This is a genomic window from Streptomyces sp. NPDC111520 (assembly GCF_055635295.1).
On sequence record NZ_JBVKBW010000002.1, the window covers coordinates 241,887 to 257,417 of the forward strand.

Sequence of the window (15,531 nt, forward strand, 5' to 3'; positions counted from 1 at the left end):
ATGCGTCGATTTTACGTACGCCCCAGCACCGCCAGTGCCCTGCGGGCGACCTCCCGGCCGATCGGCAGCGAGGCCGTCGCGGCGGGCGAGGGCGCGTTCAGCACGTGGACGAAGGGCCCGTCGCCCGCGATGAGGAAGTCGTCGACGAGCGTCCCGTCGCGCAGCACGGCTTGCGCCCGCACCCCGGCCGCCGCGGGCACCAGGTCGTCGGCGGTCACCTCGGGCAGCAGCCGGCGCACGGACTCCACGAAGGCCCGCTTCGACAGCGACCGGTGGATCTCCCCGGCCTCGTACCGCCAGTGACGTCGGGCGATCCGCCAGGTGCCGGGGAACGCGGCCGTCTCGACGAGGTCGCGCGGGCGGACGGTGCGCCGCCGGTAGCCCTCGCGGGCGAGCGCCGGGACGGCGTTCGGGCCGACGTGCACGGAGCCGTCGACGCCGCGGGTCAGGTGGACGCCGAGGAAGGGGAACGCGGGGTCGGGGACGGGGTAGACCAGGCCGCGCACGAGGCCGGCGCGGGCGGGACGCAGCTGGTGGTACTCGCCGCGGAACGGCACGATGCGCACGCCCGCGACGTCCGGGTCGGTGGCGCCGGTCATGCGGGCGACGCGGTCGCAGTACAGGCCCGCGCAGTTCACCAGCGCCCCGGCCCGTACCGGCGGACCGTCGTGGGGCTCGACGACCACGGTCCGCCCGTCGCGGTGGAGGGCCCGGACCTCCGTGCCGTAGGCGATGCGGGCCTCGCCGCGGCCGCCCTCGGTCACGTGGCGGGCCATGGCGGCGGCGACCGCGGTGAAGTCGCAGACCCCGGTCGTGCCGACGTGGATCGCCGCCAGGCCGCGTACGTGCGGCTCGCGCTCGGTGATCTGGGCCGGGCCGAGCTCCCGTACGGGGATGTCGTTCTGCCGCCCCCGCTGGACGAGGGCGTGCAGCCGGGGCAGCTCGTCCCGCTCCGTGGCGACGATCAGCTTGCCCGTCACGTCGTGCGGGATGTCGTTGCCGGCGCAGAACTTCACCATCTCGGCGGCGCCCTGCGTCGCGTACCGCGCCTTGAGGGAGCCGGGGCGGTAGTAGATGCCGCTGTGGATCACGCCGCTGTTGTGGCCGGTCTGGTGCTGTGCGGGGCCGTCCTCCTTGTCCAGGACCAGGACGGACGTGCCGGGGGAGGTGCGGGTGATCGCGTACGCGGTCGCGAGGCCGACGATGCCGGCGCCGATGACGACGACGTCCGCGGTGTCCATGCGCGTGGTCACCTCCCGCGTAAGGCTTGGCCCGTCCGGGCCGTCTGCAAACCTGCGGGCGGCGCGGTGGTGGGGCCGGTGGGTGGGTGCGGGTTCGTCTCGCGCCCTTCGGGCGCACAGCGCTGGCTGCGGACGGGAGGGTGGGAGGCCCGCCTTGTTCGCAGTGTGCGGGTGGGTGGGTGGCCGGGGTTCAGGCGCCGGAGCGGGTTGCGTTTCCGGTGGCCTGGGGTCTCGTTGCCGTCCGCGGGTATAGATGGCCGCTTCCACACCTACTGCTGGTGGTGGGCTTGCCCGCCGTAACCCGCGACTGCGGATATTTCGAGGTGCTGCCGGGGGCCGGCGGGAGATCGGGCCCGCTTTCAGCGGTATAGCCGTCGGAACAGAGCCCGATGTCGGATCGGGGGAAGCACCCGCAGTCGCGGGTTACGGCGGGCGCGCCACCCACCGGCATTGGGCGTGGTCACCGGCCATCTACACCCGCGGCCGGCAACGAGACCGGCACCAGACGAACAACCAGCCCCGCTCCGGCGCCTGAACCCCAGCCGCCCACCGGGCCGCAGACTGCCGACCGGCCCCGGACCGCCACCCTCCCCTCCGCAGCCCGCATCTTTGCGCCCGCAGGGCGCGAGACGGCGCGACAGCCGAGAAAACCACCGGCAGGGCGCGCCGCCCGCTCCCACGGGCTACGCCGGGGCCGCCAGGAGCGGGCGTGCCCGCTCGCGCAGCTCCGCGACGCGCGGCTCGTTCCCGTACGGCTCCAGTCGGTGCAGGAGGTCCCGCACGTACTCCGTCGTCCGGGCCGATGAGATCCGCCCGGCGACCTCGACCGCCTTGACCCCGGCCGCGCAGGCCGCGTCCAGGTTGCCGGACTCGAGCTCCGCGACCGCCGAGACGACGAGCCGCAGCCCGTGCGACCGGACGAACTCCTCCGTGGGCCGGGCGAGCGCCGTCTCCGTGAAGCGGCGCACCTGCCCGGGTACGCGCAGGTCGCGGTAGCACTCGGCGGCGTCCGCGGCGAGCCGGTCGTAGGAGTAGAAGCCGAGCCAGGGCGGGTCGGCGTCGCCGTCGCGGGCGCGGTCGAGCCAGGACTCGGCGGCGGCCAGGGCCGTGGCGCAGGCGGCGCTCTCGCCGGCCTTGGCGTGGGCGCGGGCCTCGACGAGGTGGAAGAAGGACATGGTGCGCGCGGTGGCGAGGCCCCGGTTGCGCTCCAGGGCGGCCTGGGCGAGGTCCACGCCCTCGTCGGCGAAGCCGCGGTAGGTGGCCTGCAGCGACATCGATGCCAGGACGTATCCGCCGAGGGGGACGTCGGCGGCGGCGCGGGCGAGCCGCAGGGCCTGGATGTAGTACCGCTGGGCGGCCTCCTGCTGGCCGGTGTCGAAGGCCATCCACCCGGCGAGCCTGGTGAGTTCGGCGGTGGCCCCGAAGAGGGAGCGGCCGACCTCGTCGCTGTACGAGCCGAGCAGCAGCGGGGCCGCCTCGACCCGCAGGCACTCGGGGACCATGCCCGAACGCCAGTCGCCACCACCGTACTTGGAGTCCCAGCGCCGGGCGTCCTCCGCGGCCTCGCGGAGCTTGGCGACGTCGGAGTGGCCGACGTGGTGCGTGCCCGGGGCGGGGTCCTCGCGGGCGACGCGGGCGTCGGCCGGGGTTATCAGCCAGCGGGAGGCGGGCGTGACGTAGGCGCTGACCGCGAAGGAGCCGGCGAGGCTCTGCCAGATGCCGCCGCCGCCCGGGCCGCGCCGGCCGGGGTCGAGCTTCCACAGGTCGGTGGCGGACTTGACGGCCTCCCCGACGTCGCGGGGGAAGGCGAGGCCCACCTCGGGCGCGGGGTCGGCGTCGGCGAGGCCGATCTCGTGCAGCGGCACGGGGCGGCCGAGCTTGCTGCCGATGGCCGCCGCGATGAGGTGCGGGGCGGCGCCCTGCGGCACCATGCCCTTGGTGACCCAGCGGGCGACGGAGGTCTTGTCGTACCGCAGGGTCAGACCGCGCTGGGCGCCGAGGTCGTTGACCCTGCGGGCGAGTCCCGCGTTGCTGATGCCGGCCAGGGCGAGAAGGGTGCCGAGTTTCTCGTTGGGCCCTCGGGGTTCTTTGGTCATGACCACTACCACCTCTCGCCGTAAGCGCGAGGGCCGCGTACGCCTGCCACGCCTGTCACACCCTCTCGACGCACAACAACGGCTGGCCCGGCGCCTTTTGTGGAGGCGTGCCGGGGCCCGCCGCAGCCCGTCACCGGGCATGCGCCGTACCCCGAGCGGCCGGGACCATCGCTTCTCGGGTGAACCCAGCGTAGTTCGCCGTATCCCGCCCGTTAAGAGCTGTTGTCCCGGATGGCGAGATTCCTGCCCTGATTGCGGCCTGGCGACTCCTGCTTGTGGCGCGTGCTACCGGCGTATGCGGCTGTGCGCCCATCCGCGCGCTCTGTGCCGGTTCGGGCGGTGGGGGTTCCATGGTGGGGTGGGTTGGCCCGCGGCTCTCATGTGCGGCTATGGGGGGTAGTGGCGGGTCAGGGGGCTCCGCCACCACAATCCCCGCGGGTGGCGGACCGGTCCGGGAGGTGCGCCACGCCTCCCGGACCGCGACCCCCACACGTCGCACAACGGACGAATGCGGGCTCCCCGGACATTGACCGGAAAATGACGTTTGAAATTCGGTGGCCCGTTCCAAGTGACATTGATCAGGGGGGAGTTGGGCCGAACCGGCCCGCGTCGGACCGCGCGTGACGCGCGGTCCGGCGCTCAACCATGTCCTCATGCGCCTCTTTGTGCGCCGCTCCGTGGCAGCATGTTCCTCGGACGGGGCGGCAGTTCGGCCTGCCGCGGGGCCGGTCGGCCACGGTGGCCCACGTTGTCCACAACCTGTGGAGGCGGCGATGCGGTGGTTGGTGGGGTGGAGCAGCGCTGCCGTGGGACAGGTTCCCGGCGTGCGCGCCGACCGCACCCTGCAGCCCGTCGGCGCCCAGCTCCTGTGGGGCGACCCCGATCCGCTGTGGATGGTCGGCGACTGGCGCCCCGACGAGGTACGGATCGTCCACGCCGAGAACGGCTCGGTCGCGCGGCTGGCCGTGCTGGGCCGTTGCGCCGCCTCCGACGCCGACCTGCGGGTGGGGCTGTTCGCGGCGCGCGGCGGGGCGCTGCGCCACCTGACCGCCTGGGCCGGCAGCTACACGTGCGTCCTGCAGATCGGCCGCCGCATCACGGTGCTGGGCGATCTCGCGGGCGCCCGGCCGGTGTTCCACACCCAGTGGGCGCGGGGCACGGCCTACGGCACGGCCGCGCTGCCGCTGGCCGACCTCACCGAGGCCGCCCTGGACGTGACCTACCTGGCGGCGCTGCTGGCCTGCCCCGACTCTCCCGAGGCGCTGGGCGAGGGCACCCCGTACGCCGGGGTGCGCAGGGTCCCGCCCGGGCACGCGCTCATCATGCGCGACGGGGTGCCCGAGGTCAGCGGCTACGAGCCCAGAGCCTCCCTCGCCGTCGCCGGCACCCCGTCCGCCTCCGCCGACCCGGACCGGGCGATCGCCGGGATACGGGACGCGCTGGTGGACGCCGTCCGGACGCGGCTCGCGCAGCCCCGCTTCGTACCCGACCCCGGGGAGGACCCGGCGCCTGGCATCGGCGCCGACCTGTCCGGGGGCAGCGCCTCCTCCACGCTCGCCCTGCTCGCCGCCGGCCTGCCGGGGATGCCGGGCACCCCGCTCGGGCACGGCTCCGCGGCGGGACAGCGCCTGCTGGCGGTGACCTTCAACGACCTGGCCACGGGCAGCGTCCAGGCGCGCGAGGCGGAGCTGGAGCGCGCCCGCAGCATGGCCGCCGACCCCCGGCTGCACCACGTCGTCGTGCCGGGCGGGCCGGAGTCCCTGCCGTACGCCGACCTGGAGAGCGGGCCGCTCACCGACGAGCCGGGGCCCTCGCTCATCACCGCGGAACGGCACCGGAGGCGCCTCGCGGCGGGCGGCGCCGACCACTTCGTCGGGCACGGTGCCCGGCAGGTGCTGGACGCGCATCCGGCGCGGCTGGCCGACCTGTTGATGGACCGGCGGCGGCGCGGCCTGCTGCGTCCCGTCACGGCCCTGGCGCGTGCGGACGGACCCTCCGGGCGTTCGGTGTTCGTGCCCTTCACCGTGTACCGGGCGGCGCGGCGGCTGGCCCGTACCGGCTACCGGCAGGGTGTCGAGGACGCCGCCGCACGGCTGCTGGCCCGGCGCTTCGAGGAGCACGGGGGCGCGCTGGCCGCGTCCCTGGCGGCCCTCACCTGGTGCCGGCCGGGACCGGCGGCGCGCTGGCTGACCGGCGAGGCGCTGGCGGAAGTATCGGTTCGGCTGCAGGAGGCGGCGGCCCGGCCGGGCACGACGGTGGAGCGCCCCGGTGAGCGCCGGGCACGCGCCGCGCTCGCCCGGCACGCCGCCGACCACCGGGTCTTCGAGCAGGCCGCCGAGGTGCGCAGCCAGCGGCTCCACGCGCCCTTCCTGGACAACCAGGTGGTGCGGGCCTGCCGTGCGCTGCCGGAGACGCTGCGCGTCCAGCCCGGTGCCCGCGCCACGATCCTGCGCTCGGTCCTGGCGGGCGCGGGCATCCGCGAACTGCCGCCCGGCTGGGGCGCCAACTCCCACGTCTCGACCGCCGTCGCCGTCCGTGCGGGCCTGCGGTCGGCCGTCGACGACCTGCTCGACCTCTTCGAGGCCCCGCTGCTCGCGGACGCCGGGCTCGTCGAGGCCCGTGTCGTACGGGCCGCCCTGCGCGCGGCGGCGGAGGGCGAACCGGTGCCCGTCGACGGCCTCACCGACCTGGTCGCCACGGAGGTCTGGCTGCGCCGCCTGCTGGCGCGGCGCGGCTCCTGCTGGACGGGCACGGAGGTGCCGGAACAACGCGCGGTCGCGAGCGGGGTGCAGCGGCTGTCGCTGTAGGCGGGCGGCACCGGCTGTCGCAACTGCCCCGTGCATAAGCCAATTCGGCGGCGTGCGCGCCCCATGTGTGCGCTGCCCGGGGGGATATGGACGCCGTTGCTCCACATATGTCGGCGGCTGGAAATGGACCCCGGCGCAGCCCTCCGCGCGGGTCTCCGGGACACTTTGAGCATGCGCATCCGTACCACGGTGGCGGCCCTCGCCGCCGCTGCCGCCGCGGCGACCCTCCTGGGCCTGGCCGCGAACGCCTCCGGCGCGCCCGCCGACCGGCCCGGGGTCCGCCTGTACGACGAGGCACTGGGCAGGACGCGGGAAGCCGGCGCCACGGTGTGCACCTTCTACTTCAGGGCCGAGGGCTTCGGCCCCGACCAGCCGGTCAACTGGACGGTCTCGTACGCGCGGGGCGAGGACGCGGTCGTCGGCACGCTGGTCACCGGGAGCGCGGGCACCGGGAGCAGCGACCGCGTCGTGCTCGCCGACGGCGCCTACCGGTTCCGGTGGGCCGGTTCCGACGCGAAGCCGCAGCCCTTCACCGTGGCCTGCCCGGACGGGACGGCGACGCCGTCGCCGGGCGGCGCGTCCGCGGCCCCGTCCGCGGGGGCCGTGCCCGCGGTGAGCGCGGCGGCGTCCACCGGGCCGGGCACGGGCCTGCCGGCCGCGGGGCTCACGTCCGCGTCGACCTCCACCGGCCCCTCCGACGTCACGGCCGGCGTGGCCTCCGCCCTGGCCGCGCTGGGCATCGCCGCGATCGCGGCGCTCGTCATGCTCCGGCGGCGGCCCGTCGCACCGCGCCGCCACCGCCGCACCTCCGCTTGACGGTCATGCGGCACCGCCGCGGGCGGACTACGTCATCGTGAGGTCGCCGAAGAGACCCGCGACGAGGAAGCCCGCGCCGAAGATCGCGAAGCTGACCAGGGTCATCACGATGAGCCGGCTCCGGCTGACGCCCCGTTCCATGTCGTGGCCGCCGGTACCGGGCGCTGCGGCACCGTGGGCAGGCGTCGGCGTCCGGTGACCGGGAGCTGGCGGGTGTTGCCCGTGGCCGCCGAACGTGGCGCCGGCGAGGGCGAGTGCCGCGACCTGGGGGACCGGGCGGGCGTCGTCGCGCACCGTCATCATGCCGTGCTTGAGGCCATGGCCGACCAGCCACCAGTTCATCGGCAGCGCGACGAGGAACCCCGCGCACAGTGCGATGGACATGATGAACCAGAGCTGTGGGCTCGTCGGGTCCGCGGCCGTCATGTCGTGCGACAGCCACGGAACCATGACCGCCGTCATGCCGCCCATCACGGCGTTCATGGACAACAGTTCGGCGACGAAGGTCCTGGACAGGGACCTGCGGTACGAGCCGAACATGCTCTTCATGAACAGCGCCTGGAAAACGGTCCAGCCGAAGAGGAACCCGAGGGCGTACTCGCACAGGACCTCGGCCCACATCGGCAGGCCGGCTCCTGAAGTGAGGGCCTTCGCGGCGAGGATGCCGACCCCGTCGCCGGCCACGCAGTGCATCGTGGAACCGACCACCTGCCGCCACTTCGCGGAGACGTACTGCTCATGGGTGCCCGGCAGCGGTTCCCGGCAGCTCAGCACGTACAGCAACGCGCCGAACAGTCCGCTGAACGCGGTGACGATCACGAAGCCCCACTTCATCACCGGGGACTCCGGGGTCGTCTGGATGTCGATGGCCACGAACAGCACACCGATGACGACCTGGATGAACCACAGGAGCATGACGCCCTCGATCAGCATCGTCGCCTCCTCCCGAGCCGTTCTCGGCGCTTCGTCCCGTGGAACGCCGACGAGCAGCGGTCGTCGCGGGGTATCCGGTTCACGGCTGCCGCCGGTCGCCGCGCGGCTCAGACCGTTCCGAGTCCTCCCTGCACACTTACCCGATCCCCTGACATGTCGCTCGCCGTGTGCGGCGACCACCGCCCGCGTCCACGTCCCGGGACGGGCTGTCGGTGGCGTGCCCGACAATGGTGGGGCCGGAGAACGCAGAGGGCGACGGGCACCACAGGACGGGCGGACGCGATGGCGGTATGGGACGACCTGGTCGGCCAGGACCGGGTGACGGAGCAGTTGGCCGCCGCCGCGCGGGACGCCGACGCCTTCGTGACGGCGGCAGCCGCCGGCAACGCGCTGCCGACCGCGTCGAAGATGACGCACGCCTGGCTGTTCACGGGCCCGCCCGGCGCCGGCCGGGACACCGCCGCCCGCGCCTTCGCCGCCGCGCTGCAGTGCGTGAGCCCGGACCGGGCCCTGGGCGGCGCGCCGGGCTGCGGCTTCTGTGACGGCTGCCACACGACCCTGGTCGGTACGCACGCCGACGTCGAGTTGGTCCGCACCGACCTGCTCTCCATCGGCGTCAAGGACACCCGCGACCTCGTCCGCCGTTCCTCGCTCTCGCCCGCCTCCGGCCGCTGGCAGGTGATCGTGCTGGAGGACGCCGACCGCCTCACCGAGGGCGCCGGGAACGTGCTGCTGAAGGCCGTGGAGGAGCCCGCGCCGCGGACGGTGTGGCTGCTGTGCGCGCCGTCCATCGAGGACGTGCTGCCGACGATCCGCTCGCGCTGCCGGCACCTGGTGCTGCGCACCCCGCCCGTGGAGGCCGTGGCCGACGTGCTGGTCCGGCGCGACGGCATCGACCCCGTGATCGCCGAGGCCGCCGCGCGCGCCACCCAGGGCCACATCGACCGGGCCCGCCGGCTCGCCACCGACGAGGCGGCCCGCAGCCGCCGCGCGGCCGTGCTGCGGCTGCCGCTGCGCGTGGACGACGTCGGGGGCTGCCTCAAGGCCGCCCAGGAGCTGGTGGACGCGGCGACGGAGGACGCCAAGCAGGTCTCCGAGGAGATGGACGGCAAGGAGACGGAGGAGCTGCGCGCGGCGCTCGGCGCGGCCGCCGGGGCGGGCAGCCGTATGCCGCGCGGCACGGCGGGCGTGATGAAGGAGCTCGCGGACCGGCAGAAGCGCAGGTCCACCCGTACCCAGCGCGACACGCTAGACCTGGCCCTGACCGACCTGGCGGGCTTCTACCGGGACGTGCTGGCCGTGCAGGTCGGCACGTCCGTCGCGATCGCGAACATCGAGGCGCGGGACGCCGTCGAGCGGATCGCGGCCGGCTCGCGCCCGGAGAACACCCTGCGTCGCATCGAGGCCGTGCTCGCCTGCCGCGAGGCCCTGGACCGGAACGTCGCGCCGCTGCTGGCCGTCGAGGCGATGACACTGGCCCTGCGCGCGGGCTGACCACCGGCGTACGGGACACATCACCGGCGCGCGGGACGGGCCGCGCGGAGCCGCCCGCGCGCCCTTGATCATCCGGCGGACGGGTGATCGTTTGCGGTGCCCGCGCGTCGCCGCTCCCCGGTGCGCCCGGCCTTGCCGCAGGCTGGCGTGCGGTGCCCCCGGCCGCTGTCCCCGCGGGGGTGATCCCAGCGCACGGGATGCGCTTCCCCCTGCCTCCGGCGTGGGTGCCCACCCGTGCCCGAAGCGCCCTCGGGGACGTCCCGAGGTGGTGCCGCACGTGCCCGAGGTGGCCGAGGTCGTCGTTCTGTACGCGCTGCTGACTGTGGCCGGGGCCGTCGCGGTGGTGCTCGCCCGCTCGGCACTGCGGCACTGGTGGGAGCAGCGTGCGGGCCGCGCGTACGAACTGCCCGTGGAGCGCGCCGGCACCCTGCTGCGCGGGGCCGGGTCGGGCCTGGCCGCCGCGGTGGCGATCACGCTGGGGGTCTGCTTGGCGCCCGGGTCCGGGGCCCCGCCGCTCTCGCCGCCGCGCCAGGTCACCGCCGCCGGGCCGTCGCCGTCCCGGCCGTCGTCCCCGCCGCGGCCGCGCCCGCGGCCGGTGCCGTCGGACCCCGTGGACGCGGGGCTGGTGCCGCCGCGCACGCTCGGTCACCCGGCCGGGGGTACGCTCCAGGAGTTGTCCGACGGCACGCGGGTCTGGCTGCCCCCGCAGTACGACTACCCGGACTCCGCGGGCGTCTACTTCCCCCTGGTCGTGGCCCACATCGACCCCGCGGACCCGGATCTGTTCGCCGGTTTCGCCGCCCAGTCGCTGCGCGGCGTCGCCGACCCCTTCGTGGTGGTGCTGCCCGCCAGTTGCGACGCCGGTCCGGGCGCCGGCCCCGCCTCCGTCCCGGACGCGGTCGCCCGGCTCTACCGCGTCCTGCCGGGCCGTCCCGCGCGGGCGCTGCTGGGCGCCGACGGGGACGCGGCCTGCGTCGTACGGCAGCAGCTGACCGATCCCCGGGGCTTCGCGACGGCGATCGGCGTCTCGGGCGGCTACGAGGGGATCGACCGGTCCGGCCCGCCGCCGTACTCGTACGCCGGGGGCGGCTACGCCGGGCGTGACATGCCGCGCCCCGCGCTGCTGCTCGCCGTACCCTCCGGAGAGGAGGACGCGCGGCGCTCGGCGCTCGCCCTGCGCGGGCGGGTGCGCGGCGTGTCCGCCGAGGTCCGGGTGCTGGACGGCATCGGCCCGCGGCGGCGGCTCTTCGCCCTCGTCGCCGGGTACGCGACCGAGAAGCTCGACGGCCCGGACCGTCCCTGACGGCGCGGGCCGGAATCACCCGTACGAGGACTGTGGACGACGGTTCGCCACCGGTCGTACGGATACGCTCCAGATCATCACCACGAGGGAACCGAGGCTCCGATGCACACCCCGCGCCTGCTCCGTACCTCCGGCACCGTCCTCGCCGTCGCCGGGCTGATGCTGTCCGCGTGCACCACCGGTGGCAACACCCACAGCGCCGCCGCGTCGTCCCCGGCGGGCTCGCTCGGCGGGCCGCCGCCCTCGGGCGCGGCCGCCGACGCCTACGGCAACCTCCGGCCGTACTACGAGCAGCGCCTGTCCTGGGGCGACTGCAAGGACATGCCGGGCATGCAGTGCGCCACGATGCGGGTCCCCCTCGACTACGCGCACCCGTCGGAAGCGACCGACCTCAAGCTCGCCGTCTCCCGGAAGCGGGCCGAGGACGGCGGCAAGCGGCTCGGCACCCTGCTGGTCAACCCGGGCGGCCCCGGCGGCTCCGCCATCGACTACCTGCAGTACGCGGCCTTCGGCTACCCGTCGCCGGTCACCTCGCGCTACGACATGGCCGCCATCGACCCCCGCGGCGTGGCCCGCAGCGAGCCCGTCGAGTGCCTCAGCGACAGCCAGATGGACGCCTTCGCGGCGACCGACGTCACCCCGGACGACGGCGCGGAGGTCAACGCCCTGGTCGCCGCCGACAAGAAGTTCGCCGACGGCTGCGAGCAGCGCTCCGCCAAGCTGCTCAAGCACGTCAGCACGGTGGAGTCCGCCCGCGACATGGACGTCTTCCGCGCCCTCGTCGGCGACCGCAAGCTCAACTACGTCGGCAAGTCCTACGGCACCTTCCTGGGCGCCACCTACGCCGAGCTCTTCCCGGACAAGGTCGGGCGGCTCGTCCTCGACGGCGCCGTCGACCCCTCGATCTCCGCCCTCGACGCGAGCCGCGGCCAGGCCTCGGGCTTCGAGACCGCCTTCGACGCCTTCGCCGCGGACTGCATCACCCACCGCGACTGCCCGCTCGGCACCCAGAGCACCGCCGACGCCGGGCACCGCCTCGACGCCCTCTTCAAGCAGCTGGACGGCAAGCCGCTCGGCACCGGCAGCTCCCGCAAGCTGACGGAGGCGCTGGGCACGACCGGCGTGATCGCCGCGATGTACGACGAGTCGATGTGGCCGACCCTGCGGTCCGCGCTCACCAAGGCGAACAAGGGCGACGGGAGCGGCCTGCTCACGCTCTCCGACACGTACTACGAGCGCAGTGACAGCGGGCACTACGACAACCTGATGTACGCCAACGCCGCCGTGAACTGCCTCGACCTGCCGCCGGCCCTGTCCGGGCCGCAGGCCGCCGAGCAGTCCGTGTCCGCCTTCACCGCCGAGTCCCCGCACTTCGGCAAGAACCTGGCGTGGTCCAGCCTGATCTGCGCCTACTGGGCCGTCCCGCCGACCGGCAAGCCCCACCGCATCGAGGCCACCGGTGCCGACCCCATCCTCGTCGTCGGCACCACCCGCGACCCGGCCACGCCGTACGCCTGGGCCAAGTCCCTCGCCGGCCAGCTCGACTCCGGCGTGCTGCTCACGTACAACGGTGACGGCCACACGGCGTACGCCCGTGGCAGCAACTGCATCGACGCGGCGGTCAACCGCTACCTCCTCGACGGCACGCCCCCGGTCGACGGCAAGAGCTGCTGACCCCCGAGGGGCCCCGGCCCGACCCCGGCCGCACGTCGGCGGACCCCGGCCGCACCCTGGTCAGGGGCCCCTCGAGAACTGTGTAGACTTGTGCCCGCTGCCGATGCCAAGCTGTCCCGGCAGCCTGCCGCCTTAGCTCAGTTGGCCAGAGCGACGCACTCGTAATGCGTAGGTCAAGGGTTCGATTCCCTTAGGCGGCTCAAACCGAAACCCCAGGTCGGACCATTCCGACCTGGGGTTTCTTCGTTCAGCGGCGGTGGCGCGATCGGGCCGTACGGGTGTCCGCGGTCTCAGTTCTGGTCTCAGTGGGGACCGGAACCAGGAAGTGCTCAACCTTCTGCTGCAGGTCTGTGGGCGGGTCAGTCAACTTCGAGATGATCCCGCGAAGCTCCCGGTCGAGTTCGGGGAACTCGGCCCAGACCGATGGGGTGCTGGCGAGGACCGCGGACAGCAGATCACCTTCGTACATGTGCCCCTCTGCCATCGGGTTCTCCCGCAGTACCTCCATTGCCAGCGGCAAGAGGTAGGGCAGGCCGATGTCCTGCCCGATCAGCAGACGCATGTCCTCGACGGTCAGCTCGCCGACCGGCCGACGCCGCAAGGCGTGTGCAGTGGTGATCAGCCGGGTGGCCTCGGGTGACGGAGCCGGCCAGCAGTCACGTTCAAGCTCTTCGAGGGACCGGTCGCGATCCAAGGGACGCATCACCGACCGATCGTCCCACGACCGGATCTCGAACGCGGTCTCAGTCCGAGTCTCAAGGCTGCCAACGCCCGCACGCCCCAGGCCCGTTGCCCGTGCGGGCGCTGCCGGGCGTCCGGTCGGCGCGGCCCCTTACGTGTCGCGGGCCTGGTGAGGGGTCCGGTTCGCGTCGCGGCGGTAGGTGTAGAGGACGAAGCCCGGGTGGAACCTGCCGAGTTTGTCGTACAGCGCGCGGGCCGGGGCGTCCTCAAGGGTGTTCCAGTAGAGGCCGGGTGAGTCGTGCTGCTCGGCGTCCCGCGCGACCCACTCGATCATCGCCGTGGCGACACCGCGCCGCCGGACGTCCGGGTCCACGAACAGGTCCGCCAGGTAGCACTTCCCGGCGTACCAGACGCTGGCGTGGAACAGGTAGTGCGCGATGCCGACCAGCTCGCCGTCCAGCCGGGCCGCGATCCCGCGTATCGGCTCGTCGTCGATCAGGCGCCGCCAGGTGCGTTCGTAGCTGTCGTCGTCCCGTTCGACCCCGAAGTACGTGTCCTTGCCGCGGGCCAGTGCCTCCCAGCGGGTGCGGTCCGACGCGGTCAGTAAGCCGATCTCCACCATGGCGCCCATCCTCCCCCGCGGGCGCCCCGGTGACTCCGTCCGCGCTTTGACCGGACTCACGGGTCCGGTTACGGTGAAGGCAATCGGACTCATGGGTCCGTTTAGTCTCGTACGTAGGAGGAGCGCGATGATCGACAATCCGACGGCCCTGGTCACCGGTGCCAACAAGGGGCTGGGCCGGGAGACCGCCCGCCGGCTCGCCGCCGCGGGGGCGACCGTCCTGCTGGGCAGTCGCGACCTGCGGCGGGGCGAGGCCGCCGCCGCCGAACTGGCCGCCGGGGGCCTGCGGGTCCTCCCCGTCCAGCTGGACGTGACCGACGTGGACGGCGTCGAGCGGGTCGCCGCACGCATACGTGAGGAGTTCGGGCGGCTCGACATCCTGGTGAACAACGCCGGCGGGATCGTCGAGTCCCCCGCGCTGAGCACCACGGCGGCGGACCTGCGGGCCACCTACGAGACCAATGTCTTCGGCGTGGTCACGGTCACGCACGCGATGCTGCCGCTGCTGGCCGCCTCGGCCGCCGCGCGCGTCGTCAACGTCTCCAGCACCACCGCGTCGCTGACGGTGACCAGTGAGCCGGGCTCCCTCTACGCCGACGCCGACCACATCCTGCCCTACGCGTCCTCGAAGGCCGCGCTGAACATGCTCACCGTCCAGTACGCCCAGGCGTTCCGGCGGGAGCCGGCGTACGCGCACGTGAAGATCAACTCGGCCTCGCCCGGGCTGACCGCCACCGACCTCACGCACAACGCCGGCTCCCGGACGGTCGAGCAGGGGGCCGCGATCATCGTGGAGCTGGCCACGCTCCCCGACGACGGACCCAGCGGCGGCTACTTCAGCGAGGACGGCCCCGCCCCCTGGTAGGGCCCCGCCCCTGGTCAGGACGGCCCGCCCGGACGGCCGCCGCGCGCAGTACGTTCGTCCCATGGGCAACCCGATCGTGAACCTGGACCAGTCCGACGCGTGGAACGGGTACGAGGGCCGCCACTGGGCGTCGTACCCCGAGCGGTACGACGCGCTCAACGACGCGGTGAACGACCACCTGCTCGACGACCTCCCGGTCGTGGCGGGCAGCCGGGTGCTGGACGTGGGCTGCGGGACCGGGCGCGTGGCGCGCCTCGCCGGCCGTCGCGGCGCCACGGCGCTCGGCGTGGACCTGTCGGAGCCGATGCTGCGCGAGGCGGTCGCCGCCGCCGAGCGGGAGGGCCTCGCCGGCGTCGCCTTCGTCCGGGGCGACGCACAGGTGCACCCGTTCCCCCTAGAGGGCTTCGACGCGGTCGTGAGCCGCTTCGGGGTGATGTTCTTCGCCGACCCCGTCGCCGCGTTCGCCAACCTCCGGCGTGCGCTGCGTCCCGGCGGGCGGCTGGCCTTCGTGGCCTCGCGCGGCCACCAGGCCATGGACCAGACGAAGATCTACCGGGCGATCGGGACCGTGGTGCCCGTGCCCGACTTCACCGGTGACACCGGGCCGGCCTCCTTCGCCGACCCCGGGCACACCGAGAAGGTCCTGACCGGGGCGGGTTTCGCCGGGGTGACCTCGACGGCGGTGGACGTCCCGCAGGTCTGGGGGAGGGACGCCGAGGACGCGGCCGACTTCCTCATGGGCTGGGGGCCCGTGCAGTACTGGCTCCACGAGGGCGGGGCCGACGAGGCGGCCCGCTCCCGTGCCCGGGACGCCGCCCTGGACGCCTTCCGCGGCTTCACGACCGCGGACCGGGGCGTCGTGCTGACCGCCCGCCTCTGGCTCGTGACCGCGGAGCGCCCCTGAGTCGCCGCCGGCCCCCTGGCGGTGTGACCTCCGCCTCGTCGTACCCATCCCCGGCCCGGGCCTGTAATCGTCCGCGCCCGGCCGGACATTCCCCA

The 15,531-nt window shown here is 74.2% G+C and carries 12 protein-coding genes and 1 tRNA gene; 8 read left to right on the plus strand and 5 right to left on the minus strand.

From position 1 onward, the window contains the following. Positions 1 to 11 precede the first annotated feature (11 nt). Positions 12 to 1,241, minus strand: a complete 1,230-nt coding sequence (gene lhgO / locus ACZ7MY_RS05130) for an L-2-hydroxyglutarate oxidase (RefSeq protein WP_499599682.1) — start codon at positions 1,239 to 1,241, stop codon at positions 12 to 14. A gap of 683 nt (positions 1,242 to 1,924) precedes the next feature. Further along, complete coding sequence (locus ACZ7MY_RS05135; RefSeq protein WP_018558441.1) at positions 1,925 to 3,337, minus strand: NsdA family TPR-like regulatory protein; 1,413 nt, start codon at positions 3,335 to 3,337, stop codon at positions 1,925 to 1,927. Positions 3,338 to 4,110: 773 nt separating this feature from the next. On the opposite strand from ACZ7MY_RS05135, the gene ACZ7MY_RS05140 reads away from it, so the two are divergent. Next, positions 4,111 to 6,144: an asparagine synthase-related protein gene (locus ACZ7MY_RS05140; protein ID WP_499599683.1), complete on the plus strand. Its 2,034-nt coding sequence runs from the start codon at positions 4,111 to 4,113 to the stop codon at positions 6,142 to 6,144. A gap of 171 nt (positions 6,145 to 6,315) precedes the next feature. Then, a complete protein-coding gene (locus ACZ7MY_RS05145) occupies positions 6,316 to 6,960 on the plus strand; it encodes a hypothetical protein (RefSeq protein WP_499599684.1) in 645 nt (214 codons plus the stop codon). Between the two features lie 27 nt (positions 6,961 to 6,987). On the opposite strand, the gene ACZ7MY_RS05150 is transcribed toward ACZ7MY_RS05145, so the two are convergent. After that, positions 6,988 to 7,893: a DUF4396 domain-containing protein gene (locus ACZ7MY_RS05150; protein WP_499599686.1), complete on the minus strand. Its 906-nt coding sequence runs from the start codon at positions 7,891 to 7,893 to the stop codon at positions 6,988 to 6,990. Positions 7,894 to 8,175: 282 nt separating this feature from the next. Between ACZ7MY_RS05150 and ACZ7MY_RS05155 the strand changes: the two genes are divergently transcribed. From ACZ7MY_RS05155 to ACZ7MY_RS05170, 4 genes are all read left to right on the plus strand, one after another. Further along, on the plus strand, positions 8,176 to 9,387 hold the full coding sequence (locus tag ACZ7MY_RS05155; protein WP_499599687.1) for a DNA polymerase III subunit delta': 1,212 nt from the start codon (positions 8,176 to 8,178) through the stop codon (positions 9,385 to 9,387). A 277-nt stretch (positions 9,388 to 9,664) separates the two neighbouring features. Next, positions 9,665 to 10,690 carry an alpha/beta hydrolase gene (locus tag ACZ7MY_RS05160; RefSeq protein ID WP_499599688.1) on the plus strand — a complete coding sequence of 342 codons (1,026 nt, stop codon included), beginning with the start codon at positions 9,665 to 9,667 and terminating at the stop codon, positions 10,688 to 10,690. Between the two features lie 102 nt (positions 10,691 to 10,792). Beyond that, positions 10,793 to 12,364 carry an alpha/beta hydrolase gene (locus tag ACZ7MY_RS05165; protein ID WP_499599689.1) on the plus strand — a complete coding sequence of 524 codons (1,572 nt, stop codon included), beginning with the start codon at positions 10,793 to 10,795 and terminating at the stop codon, positions 12,362 to 12,364. Positions 12,365 to 12,490: 126 nt separating this feature from the next. Beyond that, positions 12,491 to 12,564: transfer RNA gene (locus ACZ7MY_RS05170), tRNA-Thr, on the plus strand. 47 nt (positions 12,565 to 12,611) lie between these two features. Here the strand turns inward: ACZ7MY_RS05170 and ACZ7MY_RS05175 are convergent. Together ACZ7MY_RS05175 and ACZ7MY_RS05180 are read right to left on the minus strand one after the other, a co-directional pair. Next, positions 12,612 to 13,067 carry a contact-dependent growth inhibition system immunity protein gene (locus ACZ7MY_RS05175; RefSeq protein ID WP_499600267.1) on the minus strand — a complete coding sequence of 152 codons (456 nt, stop codon included), beginning with the start codon at positions 13,065 to 13,067 and terminating at the stop codon, positions 12,612 to 12,614. Positions 13,068 to 13,196: 129 nt separating this feature from the next. Further along, positions 13,197 to 13,667, minus strand: a complete 471-nt coding sequence (locus ACZ7MY_RS05180) for a GNAT family N-acetyltransferase (protein WP_499599690.1) — start codon at positions 13,665 to 13,667, stop codon at positions 13,197 to 13,199. A gap of 127 nt (positions 13,668 to 13,794) precedes the next feature. Here ACZ7MY_RS05180 and ACZ7MY_RS05185 point away from each other — a divergent pair, with 127 nt between their 5' ends. Both ACZ7MY_RS05185 and ACZ7MY_RS05190 read left to right on the plus strand, forming a co-directional pair. Continuing rightward, positions 13,795 to 14,532, plus strand: coding sequence for an SDR family NAD(P)-dependent oxidoreductase (locus tag ACZ7MY_RS05185; RefSeq protein ID WP_499599692.1), 738 nt, complete (start codon positions 13,795 to 13,797; stop codon positions 14,530 to 14,532). A gap of 61 nt (positions 14,533 to 14,593) precedes the next feature. After that, a complete protein-coding gene (locus ACZ7MY_RS05190; RefSeq protein ID WP_499599694.1) occupies positions 14,594 to 15,436 on the plus strand; it encodes a class I SAM-dependent methyltransferase in 843 nt (280 codons plus the stop codon). Positions 15,437 to 15,531 lie beyond the last annotated feature (95 nt).